Raw genomic sequence first — 19805 nt, 5'->3', positions numbered from 1 at the left:
CGGGGCGGGAAAGATAGCGCCCACTTATTTCTGCGGCAGGCCCATGGATGCACGATAGGCAGCAAGCTGCTTGTCGCGTCCAAACTCATCCGTCAGCTTGTTCCACTGGGCTGCGACGCTGTCGAGTGCCTGCTGCGGTGTGACTTCGCCTGCAAGCGCCTTGGAAAGCTCGATCTCGAGGATTTCGGTATAGGAGAAATAGCCCGGCAGACGCATGTCGAGAGCGACATTCTTTGCCGTCACCGAGTCCTTCTGGGCGCCGAGATACTCCTTCGCCTCGCGTTCGCTGAACAGTTTCGACCACAGATCGATTTTGGTTGTGTGCGAGATGCGGTAAGGGTTCACACCCGTCCCGCCAGTGATCGCGGCCTGGCCGGAGACTTCGGGGCTTGAGAGATATTTGATGTAATCCCACGCAGCTTCCTGCTTCTTGGAAGAAGCTGGAACTGCGGCCTGCCAGCCGCCAAACGCCATGAACGGTGACTCCACAACGTGGTCGAACTTGTCCCACTTCTTGGTCTTGTAGTTCCAGATCTCATCAGAGCCGGGCAGCAGGGCCGATCCGACATTTCCGGAGACTTTCGACTGCTTCGGATCCGCAGCGATCACACCAGTATCTCCCCAACCGATCGACTCGGCTGCCTGGCCGCCGGCAAAGGCCGCATTCACTTCGCCGAAGGAGAAGTTCAGCGCGTTGGGCGGCGCCAGCTTTGACGAACGGATATATTCCTCAAGACCGCGAACCCAGCCAGGATTGTTGATCTGCGTATCCATCGTGTCCGGATCAAAGAACATGGAGCCCTTGTGATCGGGATGATTGGTGTAGGGGGCTGCATGGCTGAAGAAGAACCAGAACTGCTGGCCGCCGCGGCGGAATGCTTCGGCAGTGCCCCAGACACCCTTGTCGGGTTGCTGGAAGAACTCGGCGATGTCGAGATATTGCTTCCAGGTCTTGGCCGGCGCCAGATCATAGCCGTACTTTTCCTTGAAGGCCTTCTGGTTGTCCGGGTTTTCGAAGAGATCGATACGGTATGTATAGGTATGCACGTCACCGTCCATGGTCTGCGACAGGACCTTGCCATTCCAGACCATCAGCGATTCCCGATAGACAGGTGCTATGTCTTCCCAGTCAGCCCCCGACTGCATCGCCGTCGGCATTTCCGATAGATAGTCGGTGAAATCCGGTGCCCAGGCCGGCGCAAAGGCGATGACGTCGAAAGTGTCCTCACCCGATGTCAGCGACGTGACGATCTTTGGATAGAGTTCAGACCAGGGGAACTCCACCACATTGACCTTGCCGCAGGTCTTCTGTTCCCAACCCTTGGCGGCAAGCTGCAGCGCCGAGGCGATATAGGGGCCGGTTTGGGTCGTGGCCGACAAAGTCACACCCGTGTAGTCCGGGTCGCATGCCAAAGCCGACGTGGCGCCGGACATCGCGAACAATGCCACGGCCGTTGAGCCTAATAGAAATTTCCTCATGTGTTTCCTCCCTGGATAAAATGACGAAATGTGGATGGACGGTCACTTGATCGCACCCAAAAGCAGACCTGACCGCATCAGCCTGCTCAAAATGCCCGCCATGATGACCATGGGTATGATTGCAACCAGAGCGGCTGCCGATATTGCCCACCATTCATCGCCCCGCTGGCTGTTTTGTCCGGCGACAAGAATGGGGAGCGTCTGCCACCTCGAACTGGTGAGGAAGAGCGCAAAGAGAAACTCGTTCCATACGAAGGCAAGCGTGATCATGAATGTCGCAATCAGTCCCGGCTTGGACATGGGCAGCACGATACCGAAGAAAATGCGCCAGGTCGGAACGTTGTCGACCATCGCCGCCTCTTCGACTTCGACCGGCAGGGCCTCAAAAAAGTCGCGCATCAGCCAGATCACGATCGGCAGCGAGAAGGCGACATAAGCAAAGGTCAGCCCGATATACGTATCGACCAGCTTGAACCCCATCTTGCCGATTTCCGTATACATAAGGAACAGCGCGAAGGCGGCGACGATCGGCGGAAACATGCGCTGGCTGACGAACCAGAACACAATGTCGCTGTTGCCCAAAACCGGCCCGGGAAGCCGTACTCTGCTGGACCCGACGGCCAGGGTCAGCGCAGCAACGAACGCATAGACCAGCGACGGCCCCTGGCGCAAACCAAGGAGATTGTATCCTATCAAGTAGCCGCCAAAAGCGACGATCACGAACAGGAGCGCAGTCAGAAGCTTTAGTTCAAAGTCAAAGCGCACCAGCGCATAGGCCGCCATCGATCCGATCGCCGTAGCGAGAAGCGATGCAGACAGACCGACAATCGTGGACGCGATGAATGTGTTGTAGAACTGGCCACGCTGCCCCGAAAGAAGTTCGTTCCAGGCCGACAGGCTCGGTTCAAAATCCACGAAGGGAATGAAGGTCGGGCCCCCGACCACACCGAGCGGCGATTTGAACGACGTGATGGCCACCCAATAGAGCGGGAAAAAAGTGAAGGCCAGCCAAAGCAGGCATCCTGCGAGTGCCCACCAGCGGCCATTACCCTTGAGTGCGCGCACGCTCATTTGTGCTTCTCCAGATAGGGCTTCAGGATGGCAAGATAAACGACGCCGATGATGGTAATGAAGATGAGGAACAGGAAGGACAGCGCCGAGGTGTAGCCAAGATTGAACTTCTTGAATCCCTCTTGATAGGCGAAGAGCGTCAATGTTTCCGTGGAAATGCCGGGGCCCCCGCCCGTCATGACAAAGACCGTATCCATGATCTTGTAGCTCTCGATCAGCCGGATGAAGACGACCGCAACCGAAATTGGCAGCATCATGGGAAACGTAATGCCCCAGAATTGCTGCCACGGACTGGCATTCTCAAGGGCCGCCGCCTCGTAGACATCGTCCGGGAGCGTCTGCAATCCCGCCAGAAGCATCAGGATGACGAAGGGCGTCCACTGCCACACCTCGACCGAGATGATCGCGCCGATGGCCCATTTGGTCTGCGTAAGGAACGGAAGGTTCGAGAAACCGAGGACGGTCATGAATTCGTTGAGTGGACCCATCGTCGGATTGAGAATCTGACGCGCGATCAATGCTACGGCAACCGGCGCCACGAGCATCGGCAACAGAAAACCGACACGAAAGATGCCTTCACCGGGAACTCTGGCGTTGAGCGCCAATGCCACTGCGAAGCCGATGACATACTGCAAGGCGACCGCAATAAAGGCGATCACCGATGTAGTCCAGGCAACATGCCAGAAGCGCGGATTCTGCAAGAGCTCGGCGTAGTTGCCGAAGCCCACGAAGCGCGGCGGGATCGGTGGCACGAGGCGCAGGCTCATGAAGCTCGTGGTCAAAGAATAGATCAGCGGAAAGATAGAGATGACCAGCACGATCAGCAGGGCGGGCCAAATGAAGACATGCTTGATCGGGTCGTTACGGGTCATGCCACACCTCGCCTTCAGACCGTTTCCGGCGGTATCACCCCTTTGGTGAACAGGAAGCAACCGTAGAAGCGGGTCTCGCCTGTGGTGATCACACAATAGGCCTTTTTGGCTTCCTCATAGAAGGCGAAACGCTCGATGCCATACATTGTCGCGGATTTCCCCTCGGCCGCATCGATTTCCACTTGGACTTCCCGCTGTACCGGTGGGATCTCATTTGGTGCTCCCATGATTTCCATGCGTCCTGCTGACGGTTGCAACGGTGTGTCCAGTGGCATCACCGACAGGATGGCCTTGATTGCGCGCGCAGCCGAAACATTGTCGATCCGCAAAAGCTTGCCGAGCCGCGTCTGCCGCGCGATTGCATCGGAAGGGAAATTGGTGTCCGAAACGACCAGGGTATCGCCATGTCCCATGGATCGCAGCGCATGCAACACATTCGCATTCAGAGCCGGGTCGATATTCTTGAGCATGGAAGTCCTCCGCTGATAGGTCATTCCCTGGCAAACCATGCTGAGGAATGTTTCAAATAATCTGCCTCGACACAGAACCAGTGCGCGTTGGCCTGCCGGTCGATCTGCATAATCGACAAAAGCCCATTCCAGATTTCCGCCGACCGGCCATCACCGGTGGGTCAAACGTTCATCTATTCCGAAGTGCCACAGTGCATCCACATCGTTGTGCGCGGCAAGTATCTTCGCAATATGTCTCCCAACCTGGTCCGGTGCTGGCCACACCAGCGGCACATCCACCAGATCAGTGAGTTTTGTAACATTTCTCCCGTACTTTTGTTATGTTTCCATCAAAACTGTTCACGGTCAAGTAGCCGTCCAGTTGTCCCTGCATTATACCCGTGACACGTCAGCCGGCATGAGCGATATCCGTTTCGCCTTCCTCGGTGATGAGTGACGAGAACGCGTCCATTGGTGCAAAAAAGGCTGCCTTGAGCTTACCGATCTTGCTGCTGTCAACCACAAGAAAACTCCTCTGCGCCAGCGAGATCACCTTCTGCTTTACCGGCGCCTCGTGAAAATGCGCACAACTCGCTCCCCGGTTCAAATCGACCCCGGCGGCCGAAATAAACGCAGTGTTGATCCCGAGATGATCCAGTGTTTCGAGGCCCGATGCACCGGAGAACGACGCCGAAGACGGATAGTAAAGGCCGCCAAGCATGACAACATTGGTATTTGATCGACGGGTCAGCTTCTCGGCCACGTTGAGGGCATAACATACCGCTGTTATTGAATAACTCTCAGGAACGTAGTCGATCAAACTGAGCAGCGTGGTGCCGCAGTCGATGAATATCGTATCGCCGGGACCGATATGTTTGGCGGCGTGTGCACACGCTTCCCTCTTTGCGGCGGCATGACTATCAGCGGCCCTCGCCAATTCATATGGGACGTCAGCATCGAGATCGGCGGCAGGCACGATATGACCGCCGAGATAGCCGAACTGGTCGGGATGTTCAGCCACGTCGCGCCGAACCGTCATCTCCGATACGTTCAGCAGCGATGCTGCTTCCTTAAGATGAAGCACCCTTCGCTCCAGGAGAGCGCCGGATAGATCGACGATGCGTTTCGCTTTGCGGCTAACCATGAAGTACCCTCCATTGAAAACCTGAACGCCGCGCATGTCCTGCGGCAAGTTTTGCAATTTTGTGATAAACATAACAAGCCAAACACAAATGACAATGCGGCTTCACCCGGCCAGGCGAGCGTGGTCTGGGCGGCGGGTACCGATCTCGCTGCGCCCAGATTCTTCGCGGAGGTCCCTGATTCCAGGAGATATCTCATCCGGATGTTCCTCGGCCTATTGATCATAAGGGATCTTATCATCGGCACAGTACGGGTACGCTTGATCGTCAGCACTACTGGCCCCGACAATATAGGTCAGAAGATCGCACATGCGCTTGGGGGGATTTTCGATCATACCGAATGGTGGCGCCCAACTTTGTACCTTCATGGTCATCAATTGCCTGAGCGGCGCGAGATGCAGCTTGCCGCGTTCGCCGACAAGCGCGAACGCATGGGCTAACTCGTAGAGGCGGCGCTTGGTCTTCCAAGGAACGATGCTGTCCTTTGCAGACAAGGTGTCTGCCATCATCCGTTCTATGCGGTCCAGCGCCAATGGGTGACCGGCAGCAGCAGCAATTTGTGCGGCGCTTGTTCCCATAGAGTCATTCGCGGACATTTGCTTATATGCAAGCTCGGCATATTCAGCCGATCTTTCACGGAAACCAGCCAGAACGGATCTTGCCAAAGGTCGAATATCTTCACTCTCGAAGATCCCGGACTGCTGTGGCAAATCATTGAATGCCGAATTGGCAATTGCCGTCACGACATAGGGGTCTGGTTTACTGAGCCGGGCCGCCAAATTCAGGTCGTACTCCGTCAGTCGTCCCGGTTCGAGCATTCTGTATTCGGAAACAAGACGTGCGACCCGATCATATGTGCCCTCAGGACCACAGACATTGACGGTGTCTTCGGCGCGCCTTCGAAGAAGGCCTGACCCCAAAAATTTCATTGCGCCGATGCCCAAGCTGTTTAGTCGCCCTTGAACCACCTCCAGCGTTCGGACGGCAACTGAGAACAACGCCATCTCATCGGCGTTTGGCTCAACACATCGCTCAAAAGGATTCATAGAGAGCGGAATTGCGTCGCCAAGCTGGACGGCCTGCGCAGATTTTTGCACGACGATCGAGCATCCAATGACGAAGCCTGCACCTATCAAGAGCAGGGCGAGACCCAATCGTTGGATGGCGACCTTCATCAAGGTTCTCCAACAAGGTTTAGAAACATTAGGTGCTGGTCGCCAATAAGCTTTGATCGGGTGCCCAGATACAGCAATAGCTGTTAATACTCTTTTAAACCGGGCCAGCCAGTTCCCCCTCAAGCCGACTACGCGGCCGGTAACGGCATCAAAGTCATCCGACCCCCGCACCCATTTTTCCTAAACGATTGTTTTTCAATCGCTGCATCCGCCATACCGAAGCTAAACTCACATTTCCTTCTGCTACACTTTGTTAACCATAATTCGAAGCCAGAATTACAACGCCGCCGGGCAGCACTCAGAGATGTGCTTCCCGGCGATCGTCAACGCTTCGTTACCAGTCGAACATGGGTACCATTTGCCCGCAGCTGGGCGAGAACCATCGGCCATACCGAAAACTCTCCCCTCGCCGCCTTGTCGGTGAGCGATCGCAGGTAGCCGCCGGCGGAATTGATCTGCTGCGCTCTCTCAAGGATACACGCCATGACGATCGCGGCGTTCTCCTGCCCGAGAATATCGCATGCTTCTTCATAGGCTGACGGACTGACACCGAGCATCGAACGAACGACGACGGCCGCGGCCATCAGATCGGACCAACTGCCAATACCGTGTTTGGCGTAGGCAGCAATTTCCGGACACGCCTGGCAAACAAGGCCAAGTGGGACCGGCTTGACGGTCTCCGGACTTGTAGCGCTGGCATCCTGCAGAACAGCGCTTATCGTTCGTGTTGTTGTTATTGGTTCATCTGTGGGATTGCCGCCAGATTTGGCCTCCAGGGCTTGCTCGACCTTTGACCCTTGGCTTTCTGGAAAGCTGGGTTCAAGTTCAGTGGTGGATTGGGTATTTGAATTTTGTTTGTGGCGCTCAGAATGAGACTCTTTGGCGCTTGTTTTTTGAGAATTCAGTTTATTTTCCAACAGATTGGATATCTCGAGATGGATGCATTCCAGACCATCGACAGCTGGCTCCAGATCGTCGATCGTTGCCTGGCGTGCGATACCATCGATAACAGCGCGAAACCGCGCGTAATGGGCGCTCCAGTCAGTTTCTGGCAGTTCCTCAAAGCCGAGCTCGATCAGCTTGACGATATCCCGGCGCAAGAGCGTCACGCGCTCCTTCATCAGCTTGAGCTGCAACCGCTCTTTGCGCACGCGCTCAGCCATAGCGTCGATTTCGGCCGCCTGCACTACAAGCGGAGATAGGGAGAAGCCAAAAGCCTCGCCGCCCTCCCCTCCCCTCGACCGGCGGGCATACCGCTTGCCGTTGGGACTATCCTTGCGGAAGATCAGGCCGGCTTCCACGAGCGCGCTCAAATGACGCCGCAGCGTTGCCGGCGCCATGCCATGGGCGCGCAAGGACAACTGAGCATTCGACGGGAAGACGACGAGGCCGTTTGCCTCGTTGAGCTCCGCCTGCGGATAGAACGTCAGAAGCGCGTTAAGGACGACGAGTGCCCTGTCGGAAACGCCGATCAGCACCCTCGCCTCGCAAATGCTGCGAAACAGCTTCCATTTGTCGATTGACGCCTCCGGATCGACCTCCTGCGCCAATGCCTGCGTTGCCAGCATGCCAAGCGACATCGCCCGCCGCCCGAAGGGCGTCGTGAGTGCATTTCCCGTCTGCATTGTCTTTCACCTCTCATTAGGCAAAAGAAATCCACTCGCCAAAACGACGCCAAAAAGTCTTGACACTGATTCGGGGAAATGCGATTCTCGATCTTGCTAGAGATATGAGAGAAGCCTTCCGAGACAGCGATGTTGAGGTGGGCTTTTTTCTTTTGCGGATTACTCTCCTGTGTTCTTTGCGACTTCCGATTCCTTGAAGGCCTGATAAAGCTCTTCGAGATTCTCGGTAATGTAAGCGCCGAAGCGGGACGCGTTCTTGGCTTTCAAGGCCAACGTGAATGCCCTGCCCGTATCGGTGATATTCGCGTTCACTGCCTTGTCTTTTGACGCCCAGGCCTTCGCGGCCGGCCGGGCCGTCTTCGCCGGGCGGTTCGAACGGGTCAGAAAGTCGAACAATGCGTTGAACCGGGCATCGCCAGTCTCCGCAGCGAAATCCGCTGAGGCAACGAATGCCCTCGCCTTGGCCTCATTGCCCGGGACTTGCAGGAGCTTCGACAATTGCCACCAGCGATCGCGGCCGGTCGCCTTGGCCGTCCCGATGGCGAGAATGATTGCCTCCTCGATATGCGCAGCGACGGACTGCATCTTGGAGAATGTTGTCGCGTCGAGGGCTAGCGCCGATTTGATGACCGGCTGGTCATAGCCGAGATCGGCGAGCCGCTTGGCAAACAGCGCCCGCTCGATGAACGATAGGTTCGAGCGCGCGGCGTTTTCCTGGCCCTGTGCAATGACGTGGTCTTGATCCGCCAGCGGCTTGACGACGGCACGGACCTGCCGTCCCAGGTGTTTGGCGACTTTGACACGCCTGTGGCCGAAGACGATCTGGTAACGCCCCGAAGCTGTCGGGTGCGGCCGCACGAGAACGGGGGAATCCTGCCCCCTCTCCCGGATCGCCACCAGCAGCTCCTGGAACGCCTCATCGTCCTGGTCGAGCCGGTCGGCAACGAATGAACTGTCGACGATATCCGGATCAAGCTCGACGACGCTGCCCTTGGCAAGCTCCTCGAACGAACTCTTGATCGAACGCGAAGCGCCGTTCACGACATAGGACAACGCTTCATTGCGCTCCACTTTTGGCGGTGCGGGGTTCATCACGCTGCTGAAAATATCCTTACGGGCCATCTAGCTACTCCCGCCTAAGCCTAACTCTATGATTTCACGTGTGAAACCTGCTGTTTTTACCGTGGTAAACCGCTTTTGCATCTCAACGCCCCCATGCCCGGTGCACGAGAGCGGCAATCTCGGAATTCACCGCATCCAGGGCTTCGATCGCACGCTCGTAGGTGGTGCGCGTAAAGCTGGTCTTCTCGACCTCGTACAGCGTTTGCTTTGTCAGCCCGGCGTCGGAAACGGCCGTCGACTTCAGCATCGGGTTGGTCAATATTTCCTCGGCCAGCATCGATTGCATGAAGCCAACCATCTGCGCTTGCGGAATGTCCATCGGCTCGTAGCGGGTAATGAGGTAGCGGAACCAATCGAGTTCAACGCGGGCCCCTGCCTGCTTGACAGTCTTGAGGATGCCGCCGAGCATCAGCAGAAACTGCGACATCGACATGAGATCGAGCATCTGCGGATGGACTGTGATCAGCACCGATGTCGCTGCCGACATGGCCGTCAGTGTCAGGTAGCCGAGTTGCGGCGGGCAATCCACGATGACCACGTCATAACGATCGTCGACCTCGTCCAGTGCAGTTGCGATGCGGGTGAAGAATTGCCGCCCGTCGCGCGACGTCTTGTCCTGCATGGCAAGGGGCGTGTCGTACTCATATTCTTGCAGTTCGAGATTTGCCGGAATGATGTCGAGGCCCGGGAAATTGGTGGGCACGATGACGTCGGCGATCGGCCGGCGCTCCTCGTCGTAACGGATCGACTCGTAGAGCGAAAGGTTGCGGTCGAGCTCAGGCTGGAACCCATGCAAAGCTGAGAGCGACGCCTGGGGATCGAGGTCGATAGCCAGGACGCGGTGCCCGGTCAGCGCCAGATACTGGGAAAGGTGGGCAGCCGTCGTCGTCTTGCCGGATCCACCTTTGAAGTTAACGACAGCGATTACCTGCAACTTGTCGCCCGCCTTGCGGTGCGGAACGTATTTCTTCACTTCCGTGCGGCCATTGCGGTCGAGGTAATTGCGCAGCTCGAGCATTTGCTCTGCCGTGTAGGAGCGGCGCCCGGAGGCAGCCTGGGCCGGAACGGGGCCCTTACCCTCGAGGTGCAACCGCTTGAGGTTGTTTTGTGTCACGCCCAGGTAGTGGGCGACTTCTGCCATCGAGAATTGCCGCAATGTCTTCCTGGCATTCGGCGGAAACTTTTCCATCCGAAGCTGGTTCAGCCGGCGAGAAATCTCTGCACCCTGGTCGAGAATCTTGTCATCAAACTCGAACTTTGGCAGAGGCATTGCGATGTTCATCGGAATCGAAACCTCTAATAGCGCTTTTTCATAGCGATCCTTCTAAGAACCGCCATTAAGCTCCGATTCGATTGATACGGCAAGAAATTTTGGGTTAACAAAAGGTTAACGCGGCTGAAGCCCACAGCTTTGCTGAAATGGCCTGCCGCGTCCAGTCAGTTGGCATGCGCGGCAATCGCCTGTTTTCATTCGAGAAATCCGCTGCTTTTACCGCAGTAAATCCCGGTCTGCGGTAAAAGCGAAGGCTGCAGTCTAGGACTTGTCCGCGGCGGCCTTGCGGGTTTTGTCGTCTTCGACAATCTCATACCACATTGCATTCAGAACGGCGAAAGCCGCAGCGAAAGGCAATCCGAGAAGCCAGGCGAAGTACCACATGTTCTAGTCCTTTCGTTAATAAGCGTGACCGCTCTCGTCCTTGATCGCTGCTTCCTCCACCTTGCCCCACAGGACACGGTAGACCCAGCTCGTGTACATGACGATCAGCGGAATGAAGATCGCCGTCACCACCAGCATGATGAACAGCGTCATATGGCTGGATGATGCATCCCATACTGTCAGGCTCGACCTCGGGTCGATTGACGACGGCAGAATGAAGGGAAACATCGCAACACCGACTGTCGAGATGATGCCGAAGATCGAAAGCGCGCTCGACAGGATCGTTGCTTCGCGCCCTGCCTTCAACCCGAGATATGCACCGGCGGCGCCGACGACTCCAAAGACAGGCGCGAGTAAAAGCCATGGATGGCTTGCATAATTGGCGAACCAGGCGCCGGTCTCTGCGGTTACGGTCTTCGCGAGCGGGTTGGAAGGCCCCACCCGATCGATGGTGCTGGTGATCCGGTAGCCGTCCACGCCAAGCCAAAGGACAAGGCCCGCCAGGATGAAGAGCACGATTGTGGTTACTGCCGCAAGGACACCATATTTCCTCGCCCGCTCGGCAACAGGTCCCGATGTCTTGAGCACCAGCCAGGCGCTGCCATGCATGACAAGCATCGCGACGGACAGCAAACCACACACCAGCGCGAACGGATTGAGCAGTCCGAAGAAGGTGCCCTCGTAGAAGATGCGCAGGTCACTGTTCAGCCGGAACGGAACGCCCTGCAGCACATTGCCGATGGCGACGCCGAAAATCAGCGACGGTACGAAACCTCCGATGAACAAGGCGCAGTCCCAGCCGGCCCGCCAGGTGTCACTATCGCGCTTGGAGCGAAATTTGAAACCGACCGGCCGCAGGATCAGCGAAGCGAGGATGAGGAACATCGCCAGATAAAACCCGGAGAACGAGACCGCATAAAGCGGTGGCCAGGCGGCAAAAATCGCACCGCCACCCAGGATGAGCCAGGTTTGGTTACCCTCCCAGACGGGGCCGATCGTATTGATGACAATGCGCCGCTCCATGTCGTTCTTCGCCACGAAAGGCAGCAGGGTGCCTGTGCCAAGGTCAAAGCCGTCAGTGACGGCAAAGCCGATCAGCAGCACACCGAGGAGCACCCACCAGATCAAGCGGAGTGTGTCATAGTCGATGAGTTGATGCAGGATCATGATCGCTTACTCCGCCGGAACGATGTGGGGGGAAATGAGTGTGGCCTCCGGCTCGACGTCGGGTTCCGGACCCTTGGTGATCGCCTTGAGCATCAAACCCATCTCGATAATTGCAAGAACCGTGTAGATCAGCACAAAACCTGCGATCGATATGAGCAGCGACGTAGCGCCGAGGTTGGAAACAGCCGCAGCAGTCGGCAGAACGCCCTCGATGACCCACGGCTGCCGGCCAAATTCGGCAACCACCCAACCAAGTTCAGCTGCAACCCAGGGGAGGGGGATGGCCAGGACCGCAATCCGCAACAACCACGGATAGGCATCGATCTGACGCCGTATCGAGAGGATGAAGAAGGTCGCGGTCAAAAGGATGAAGAACATGCCCAGCCCGACCATGATCCGGAACGACCAGAACAATGTCGGCACGTTCGGAACGGTGTCCCAGGCCGCCTTCTCGATTTGAGCATCCGTCGCCTGGCGCGGATCATCCACGTAACGCTTCAAGAGCAGGGCATAGCCGAGATCGGCACCATTCGCCTCGAAGGCATCGCGCACTTCGGCTCCGACAGTTGTCGTGCTGCCTGCCTCGCGAATGCGCTGCAAGGCGTCATAGGCAAGGATACCCTGACGAATGCGAACCTTGGCGTGATCGACCAGTTCTTCGATACCTGGAATGACCGTGGTCAGCGAACGCGTGCCGATCAGTCCCATGACCCACGGAATATGAACCGCATAGTGGGTTTCGCGCGCCTCCTGGTCGGGGAAGCCAAAAGCGGTAAATGCTGCTGGTGCCGGCTCCGTCCGCCACATGGCTTCGATCGACGCGAGCTTCATCTTCTGATGCTCGGTGGAAAGATAGCCGCTCTCGTCACCAAGGACGACGACCGAAAGCGAAGCAGCAAGGCCAAAGGATGCAGCCACGGTCATGGAGCGCTTGGCAAGCTCGATATGCCTGCCCTTCAGGGCATACCAGGCGGAAACGCCGAGCACGAAGATGGACGCCGTCACATATCCGGCAGACACCGTATGAACGAACTTCGCCTGAGCGACCGGATTGAACAAAACCTCATAAAAATCAACGACTTCCATGCGCATTGTCTGCGGATTGAAGGCGGAACCAACCGGGTTTTGCATCCAGCCATTGGCGATCAATATCCACAGTGCGGAGAAGTTGGATCCCGCTGCAACCGCCCAGGTCGCGGCGAGGTGCCCGACCTTCGACAGCTTGTCCCAGCCGAAGAAGAACAATCCGACGAATGTTGCTTCGAGGAAGAAGGCCATCAGGCCCTCGATCGCCAGCGGCGCCCCGAAAATATCCCCGACATAGTGGCTGTAATAGCTCCAGTTCATCCCGAACTGGAACTCCATGACAATGCCGGTGGCAACGCCCATGGCAAAGTTGATGCCAAAAAGCGTTCCCCAGAATTTTGTCATCTGGCGCCAGACGACCCGGCCGGTCATCACATAGACGGTCTCCATGATGGCAAGGAGAACCGACAGGCCCAGCGTAAGTGGCACAAAGAGAAAATGATAAAGAGCTGTGATCGCGAATTGCAGGCGTGAAAGCGCCACGATGTCGAGTTCCATTTCTGTTCGTCGGGCTGTCCCGACCCCCTGTTAGCGGCATGCGTATACGCGAATGCCGGATAGGTTAGAGGCTCTCAGTCCGGCCGGAGCGCGGCAAGAGCCTCATCGAATTCCTTCTCTCCACGGCGCGCGGCGCCTGTAATACGTCCGCGCTCCAGGTTGACCAAACGATCGGCGAGCATCGCCTCCCGCCGGATATGCGTGGCGATGATTATGGCGCGTCCAGCCATCCGGGCACTGAGACGCTGCAGCACATCATGCGCTGTTTCCCGATCGAGGCCTTCTGTCGGCTCGTCCAGAAGCCAAAGCGGCGTGTCGCGCAACAGGAGCCGCGCCAATGCCAGCCGGCGCGCCTGACCTCCGGAGAGACCAAAACCCCCTTCGCCAAGCATCGTGTCGAGACCGGCAGGTAATGTGGAGACGAAATCTGCCAGCCCCGCCACTGCCAGGACATGGCGAAGACGCGCGTCGTCCGCGCCGGGATCCGCGAGCAGGAGATTGTCGCGCAGGCTATCCTGGAACAGTTCTGTCCGCTGCGTCAGGAGCGTTGCGGGGAGACATTCAACCCGGCCGGCCTCCGCTTCGATTTCCCGTGCAACCAGCGCCAGCAGCGTCGATTTACCTGCACCGCTGGCACCGATGACCGCAATGCGTTCGCCGCGACCGAGCGATAGCGACAAATCATGCAGCGAAGGGAGGGACGATCCGTCGTAACGAACCGTGACCCTTGCCATTTGAACCGCCCGCGTTGCCTCCGGCAAGGCGCTCGATGCGGGGGAGGGGAGGGGGGCAATGCTCGGTCCGATGCGTCGCGCGGCAAGGACGGTACGGCCAAGCTCAACCGTGCCGCGGCGCAGCCCTGCAAATGGCTCCAGCGCCGCCAGAGCGATGAGGAGAGCGAGGGCGGCAACGGGGGCACCAATTGTGCCAGCATCGGCCAGGGTCGCGACAGCGAAGAGTGTACCCCCGAGCAAGCCGGCCGATGCAATACCAAAACCGGCAGTGACAAACATTTCGACACGGTTGAGCGCGTCATCGCTTTGCGTTAACCGGCCATCCGCGACGCCTACGGCAACTTGTTTGGCGGCGAGCCGCCCCGCCATCGCCAGATCCGTTTGCCCCGCAACAAGATCAATCGTCTGGGATCGGAGTGTCTCCAACGCGTGGGCGCGGCGCCGTGAAGGGGCCTTGGCGTATCGTGCCGCAATGAGCGGTATCCCAAATCCCGCGAGGATCAGCCAGGAACCGGCAGCAAGCCCCAACAGCGGATCCATCAGTGCCAGCGCGACGGCGACAACGAGTGCGGTACTGAGTGCGACAACTGCGGGGACGAGGACGCGCAAATAGAGCGAATCGAGAGCATCGATATCAGATACCAGGCGGAAGAGGAGCTTTGCCGGACGCTGTAGCAGCATTCGTGCGGCTTGTGGTTGTGCCCAGTTGCGGAATAGCCGCTCGCGCAAACCCGCCAGCACGCCAAGTGTCGCATCGTGAGTGACCAGTCGCTCGCCGTAGCGGGCGGCCGTACGGGCCAAAGCCAGGAAGCGTATGGCGGCTGCCGGCGCAAACACGTCGAATGCCAATGCCGCTGCGGAAGAGAGACCGGCGATTGCTGTGGCCGTAATGAACCAGCCGGACAGACCAAGCAGGGCAATACCGGCAAAGACGGTTATTGCTGCCAGCACGGCGCCTGCCGCAAGCGCGAAACGACGTTCTCCAAGGAACAGAGCAACAATGGGCCGGAAAGCGCTCCAGAGTGCCATTATGCGGCCTCCAGCGAGGCTTCCGGCTCAAGAGCGATGACCCGGTCCATGCGGCTGGCCAGCACTGGATCATGTGTCGCAACGATCAGCGTTTTTCCAGCAGACAGCGCAAGGAGGCTTGCCGTGATCTCATTTGCAGTCGTCGTATCGAGGTGAGCTGTTGGCTCGTCCGCGAGTATAAGCCGCTTCTCCGGATCGGCGGCAGCGCGGGCCAAGGCAAGCCTCAGGACCTCACCACCGGAGAGACCGGTGCCGCCTTCTCCGATCTGCATCTGCCCGCGAGCGTTGGCAACGCCCTGGAGCCCAGCAATGGCAAGTGCGGCATCGACACTCTCCCGGCCAATCTCGGGCCTGCCCAAGGCGATATTGTCAAATACTGAGCCGGCAAATATATGCGGCTTCTGGCCGACCCACGCGATCTGCGCACGCAATTCTGCGGCTGTTGCTGGTATCAGCGTCACCCCGTCAATTGCAATCCGGCCATTTTCATAGGGTGCCAATCCGGCGATCAGCGCGAGAAGGGTGGATTTGCCCGAACCGCTGGGGCCAAGCACAGCCACGCGCTCACCGGGCGAGATACAGAGGTCGAAATTCTCGAATGTCAGGAGACCGCTGCCGGCATGCCGGAATGAGAGCCCATCGATACAGACCTCAGGAATACCGGTGTTTGAGCGCGAGCCGTGTTGCTGATCACTTTGCTTGGCGCCGAGCATGGTAACGCCGTCCTGTGACAGCCGATCCAACGCAGCCATCGCCGCCTCGCCCGATGCACGATCATGCCAGACGGAAGACAATTCCCGCAGCGGCTCGAAGAACGCCGGGGCAAGGAGCAGGATGAACAGCCCTTCGTTCAGGCTCAAGCGGCCCCCCCAGGCGCCGAAATTCAACTGCCCAAGGAGATGGAAACCAATATAGACGGCGACCATAGCGACGCCCAGTGCGGCGAACAACTCGAGCACCGCCGAGGACAGGAACGCTATCCGAAGCACCGCCATCGTGCGATCCCGCAGCGATTCGGCATTGGCTCTCAGCCGTTTGGCAGTCAGATCGACCGCATCGAGCGAACGGATCGTCGCGAGGCCGCGCAGGCGGTCGAGCAGGAACGCATTCATTCCGCCCATCTCGACCAGTTGTTTCTCGCTTGCGGCCTTTGCACGCCAGCCAATGAGCGCCATGAAAAGCGGGATCAGCGGCGCGGAAACCAGCAGCACCATTGCTGCGACCCAGGAAAGCGGCAAGACGCACAGGAAGATGGCGATCGGGACAATGGTCGCCTTCAATCGCGCAGGGCGAAAGCGCGAGAGATAGGGGACGATCGCTTCCGCCTGCTCGGCGAGCACGCTTGCCGCCAGGCCGGAGGCGGGCCGGTCGATATCCAGCGGCGAACGGGCCGCAAGCGCGGCCGCTGCCGCTGTGCGTTTTTCAGAGAGCACGCGGCGGGCGGTGCGAAAAGCGAGGCGATTACCCACGGCGTCAAGCGCGGCCCTGAAGATGCCGACGGCGACAACGCCCGCTACCAGCCAATGAATGTTCGCCAAACCCCTTCCGGCGGCAATATCGCCGACGCCAGCGGCAAGCAATGCTGCCTGGGGCAACCACAGGAGTGACGCGAGGACCTGAATGAGCGACGCGATCTTCACGGCCCGGTTGCCGGTCGCATCATGGGACATGGGCCCGCTCGCCGAAATGATGCCCTGCTGTTTCCGGTCGTCAGCAGAATCGCTCGGCGCTCGGCGCGCAATCGAAGATGTGTCTGCTGCGGGTCCCATGCCATCAACCCTTTTCGGTGGTGCGCTTCGACCTGCCGAGGGACACGATCTTGTCCTTCGCCTCCAGCAGTCTTGTAACTTTCGCCCCCAACGTCAACAGGGTCGCAAGCCGGTCGGTCTCCAGCTGTTTGACGTCCTCGTACCAGGTCGTCAGTTGCTCAATGAGACCGTGCATTTCGCTCATGCGCGCCTGGGCGTGACGCTCGGCCTCGCTGGCCGGCTGTTGCATGAGGATTTCACGCAGCACCGACAGCGTTGGATCAACTTCACGCTTCTTCCGCTCCTCGGCAAGGGTGCGCAATATCTGCCAGACATCGTCCGGCGTCATGAAGAAGTCGCGGCGGTCATCGGGGAGGTGCTTGAGCAGCACGAGGTTCCAGGCCTGCAGCTCGCGCAAGCTCATCGACACATTCGAGCGAGAAATGCCGAGCGCTTCGACAATTTGCTCGGCATTGAGCGGCTCGGGCGAAACGTAGAGCAGCGCATATATTTGGCCGACAGTGCGATTGATGCCCCATCTGCTGCCCATCTCGCCGAAATGGAGAACGAAAGACTGAACGAGAGGCGGCAAATTCATCTGTTTTCCAGTGTCAACAGTGATTTCAGTAATTACTGAAATCACGATACTTAACGACTGGTAAATTTGCAAGTGCGGCAAAAGCGCAGGAAACAGGGAAGGGGCGGGCAAACAAAAAACCCGGCCGATCATGAGGATCGGCCGGGCTGAAATGCGGAGATCGCGTCAGGTGACTGCCGCAGGTGAGTTTGCAACAGTCTCTTAATTAAGGCCGAGCTTGCCGCGCAGGGTCGACAGGTCTTCCGCGAGCGTATTGACTTTTGCAGCAAGCACCGCGCGGTCATCCTCGGTCAGCTTTTCATAAAGCTGGTAACCGTCCGCAGTCTTGTACTTGGCCAAGGTGGCATCGACCGCATCGAAGTTCCCGGATACTTTGGTGACGAACGCACTGTCGTCCTTTTCAATCAGCGGACGCACGAGATCGAAAATCTTGCGCGAGCCGTCGAAATTGGCCTTGAAGTCCCAAAGATCGGTATGGCTGTAACGATCCTCTTCGCCCGAAATCTTGGTTGCGGCAACTTCTTCCATCAGCACGGCTGCTCCGCCAACCACCTTCTCCGGCGGCAAGGTCAGATCGGTGATGCGCTTGTTGAGTTCCGTCACGTCGGCCATCAGTTTGTCGGCGAATGGCTCCAGATCCTTGGTGCTGTTCTCGGCGAACAGGCCGTATTCGATGCGGTGGAAGCCGGTGAACTCCGGATCCTTCTCGGCCTTTTCATGATCATCGGCACGGGAATCAATCGAGCCGTCGAGATCGCTGAACAGTTCGGCAATTGGTTCGATCGCTTCATAGCTCATGCGGGTGGAGCCAAAGAGTGATTTCGCCTTATCGACGTCGCCGGCCTTCACCGCATCCGTAAATGCCTTTGTGTCGGTTACCAGCTTTTCGGCGTTCTCCGAAACATAGATCTTGTAGTCCGCAATCGGCTGAACCAGATCGAGCGGAGATACTTCGGCCGAGGCGGCCTGCGGCAAGGCGGCAGCGGTGAGAGCAAACAGACTTGCAGCAAGAGCAAACTTTAGTTTCATCGTTGGTTCCCTTCAGGATTTGATGCGGGTCACGGCGTGACCGGTTGCTTCCAAGAGTGTCCGACCCACAAAGTCGGTTTCGTCGAGTGGGCCAGGAGGTGTAAAGAAAAAGCCGCCGCCAATCGGCTTGATGTATTCCTCGAGCGGCTCGCCATCCAGCTGCCGCTGCACGGTGATGAATCCCTTTTCCAGATCAGCCTGATAGCAGATGAACAGAAGCCCCTGTTCAAGCTGGCCGGACTTGCTGACGCCGTTCGAATAGTTGAATGGCCGCCGCAAGATCAGATTGGCATTGGAAGCTGCGGTGCGCATATTTGCCATGCGGATGTGTGCATCGAGCGGTGTGACCTTGCCTTCCGAGTCTTTGGAATACTCCGGCACATCGTGCTCGGTCGTTCCGCCAAATGGCGCGCCGGTCGCCTTTTTCCGCCCGATGATGCGCTCCTGCTCGCCGAGCGGCGTCCGATCCCAGCGCTCGACGAAATTGCGGATAATGCGCACGGCCTGATAGGTCCCGCCCCGGGTCCAGGCCGGCTCGTCGCCGCCTTCGGATACCCAGACGATCTTGTCCATCAGCGCAGCATCGTTGGCATCAGGATTTGCCGAGCCGTCCCGGAAGCCGAGAAAATTGCGGGCGCTCTCATGAGTCCCGTTCGGTTTGGGCGGCAGAACAGGCACCGAGCCCTCCTGCTTCCAGCGCAAAACCATCAAGTCGGGCAGGTTCTTCAGGATATCGCGCAGTGCGTGGATATTGGTGTCCGGCGTGTTCGACGATATCTGCAATGCGAGGTCGCCGTGACACAGATCTGCGTCCAGGGCATCGTTTGGCGAGGCCTTCATGCGTGAGAGCCGTACGGGCTTGTGCGGCAACAACCAGTCGCGTTGATCGAAGAACGAAGACCCGAGCGATACGGTCATCGTCAGATTGTCGGGTGGGACCACCGGCCCAAGCAGCCCGGAATCCGCAGGCGGCAGCTTGTCATCGAAAGCTGGCGGCGTTCCACCTGCCATGAGAAAAGCGATACGCTCGGAAATCGTCCTGAACAACCGCTCGACTTCCGCCGGGGTCTTCGCCAGCACATGAAATGATGCGATCATTCCGGCTGCCGGGCGCGGCGTGACAATGCCCGCCTGGTGCTTCCCGTAGAATGGCTGGCGTTCCTGCGTCTTGTCGCTGACAGGCGCGTCCGTAACCTGTGCACCCTGGTTCACGGCCGCAGGCGCCCTGTTCAGCGCTGCAACAAACGCACTACCTGCGGCGCCAACACCAAGCAGGATATTGCGGCGATTTGTGATCAATCCTTTGTCGTTCTTTGTCATGCCC

General features: G+C 58.2%; 17 protein-coding genes. All 17 read right to left on the bottom strand.

The window, feature by feature from the left end; translation table 11 throughout:
* Positions 1–24: 24 nt before the first annotated feature.
* The 17 genes from CU102_RS10970 to efeB all read right to left on the bottom strand — a co-directional run bounded on the left by CU102_RS10970 (position 25) and on the right by efeB (position 19801).
* Positions 25–1479, bottom strand: a complete 1455-nt coding sequence (locus CU102_RS10970) for an ABC transporter substrate-binding protein (protein ID WP_106711139.1) — start codon at positions 1477–1479, stop codon at positions 25–27.
* 42 nt (positions 1480–1521) lie between these two features.
* Positions 1522–2550 carry a carbohydrate ABC transporter permease gene (locus tag CU102_RS10965; protein ID WP_106711138.1) on the bottom strand — a complete coding sequence of 343 codons (1029 nt, stop codon included), beginning with the start codon at positions 2548–2550 and terminating at the stop codon, positions 1522–1524.
* Positions 2547–3422 (bottom strand): carbohydrate ABC transporter permease, encoded by an 876-nt coding sequence (locus CU102_RS10960; RefSeq protein ID WP_106711137.1) that lies wholly within the window; start codon positions 3420–3422, stop codon positions 2547–2549. The genes CU102_RS10965 and CU102_RS10960 overlap by 4 nt, the downstream gene beginning before the upstream one ends.
* Positions 3423–3436: 14 nt before the next feature.
* Positions 3437–3892 (bottom strand): RbsD/FucU family protein, encoded by a 456-nt coding sequence (locus CU102_RS10955; protein ID WP_106711308.1) that lies wholly within the window; start codon positions 3890–3892, stop codon positions 3437–3439.
* 388 nt (positions 3893–4280) lie between these two features.
* Positions 4281–5015: a DeoR family transcriptional regulator gene (locus CU102_RS10950; RefSeq protein ID WP_106711307.1), complete on the bottom strand. Its 735-nt coding sequence runs from the start codon at positions 5013–5015 to the stop codon at positions 4281–4283.
* 213 nt (positions 5016–5228) lie between these two features.
* Complete coding sequence (locus CU102_RS10945; RefSeq protein ID WP_106711136.1) at positions 5229–6188, bottom strand: hypothetical protein; 960 nt, start codon at positions 6186–6188, stop codon at positions 5229–5231.
* Positions 6189–6511: 323 nt separating this feature from the next.
* Positions 6512–7813 carry a plasmid replication protein RepC gene (repC, locus tag CU102_RS10940; protein WP_106711135.1) on the bottom strand — a complete coding sequence of 434 codons (1302 nt, stop codon included), beginning with the start codon at positions 7811–7813 and terminating at the stop codon, positions 6512–6514.
* A gap of 159 nt (positions 7814–7972) precedes the next feature.
* Positions 7973–8935 (bottom strand): plasmid partitioning protein RepB, encoded by a 963-nt coding sequence (gene repB, locus CU102_RS10935; RefSeq protein WP_106711134.1) that lies wholly within the window; start codon positions 8933–8935, stop codon positions 7973–7975.
* Positions 8936–9017: 82 nt separating this feature from the next.
* A complete protein-coding gene (gene repA, locus CU102_RS10930; RefSeq protein ID WP_106711133.1) occupies positions 9018–10217 on the bottom strand; it encodes a plasmid partitioning protein RepA in 1200 nt (399 codons plus the stop codon).
* 252 nt (positions 10218–10469) lie between these two features.
* Complete coding sequence (cydX, locus tag CU102_RS10925; protein WP_106711132.1) at positions 10470–10592, bottom strand: cytochrome bd-I oxidase subunit CydX; 123 nt, start codon at positions 10590–10592, stop codon at positions 10470–10472.
* Between the two features lie 15 nt (positions 10593–10607).
* Positions 10608–11759: a cytochrome d ubiquinol oxidase subunit II gene (gene cydB / locus CU102_RS10920; RefSeq protein ID WP_106711131.1), complete on the bottom strand. Its 1152-nt coding sequence runs from the start codon at positions 11757–11759 to the stop codon at positions 10608–10610.
* A gap of 6 nt (positions 11760–11765) precedes the next feature.
* Entirely contained in the window at positions 11766–13343 is a 1578-nt protein-coding gene (locus tag CU102_RS10915) for a cytochrome ubiquinol oxidase subunit I (protein ID WP_106711130.1), read from the bottom strand.
* 74 nt (positions 13344–13417) lie between these two features.
* A complete protein-coding gene (locus tag CU102_RS10910) occupies positions 13418–15106 on the bottom strand; it encodes an amino acid ABC transporter ATP-binding/permease protein (protein ID WP_106711129.1) in 1689 nt (562 codons plus the stop codon).
* Positions 15106–16776, bottom strand: coding sequence for a thiol reductant ABC exporter subunit CydD (gene cydD, locus CU102_RS10905; protein WP_106711306.1), 1671 nt, complete (start codon positions 16774–16776; stop codon positions 15106–15108). Before cydD ends, CU102_RS10910 begins: the two co-directional genes overlap by 1 nt.
* Before the next feature lie 103 nt (positions 16777–16879).
* Positions 16880–17452: a GbsR/MarR family transcriptional regulator gene (locus tag CU102_RS10900; protein ID WP_106711128.1), complete on the bottom strand. Its 573-nt coding sequence runs from the start codon at positions 17450–17452 to the stop codon at positions 16880–16882.
* A 201-nt stretch (positions 17453–17653) separates the two neighbouring features.
* On the bottom strand, positions 17654–18481 hold the full coding sequence (gene efeO, locus CU102_RS10895; RefSeq protein ID WP_106711127.1) for an iron uptake system protein EfeO: 828 nt from the start codon (positions 18479–18481) through the stop codon (positions 17654–17656).
* Between the two features lie 12 nt (positions 18482–18493).
* Positions 18494–19801: an iron uptake transporter deferrochelatase/peroxidase subunit gene (gene efeB / locus CU102_RS10890; protein WP_106711126.1), complete on the bottom strand. Its 1308-nt coding sequence runs from the start codon at positions 19799–19801 to the stop codon at positions 18494–18496.
* Positions 19802–19805: the final 4 nt, after the last annotated feature.

Origin of the sequence: Phyllobacterium brassicacearum (assembly GCF_003010955.1) — a bacterium.
GTDB lineage: Bacteria > Pseudomonadota > Alphaproteobacteria > Rhizobiales > Rhizobiaceae > Phyllobacterium > Phyllobacterium brassicacearum.
The sequence above is the reverse complement of the archived record's forward strand: the minus strand, read 5'-3'. Positions and strand labels throughout refer to the sequence as shown.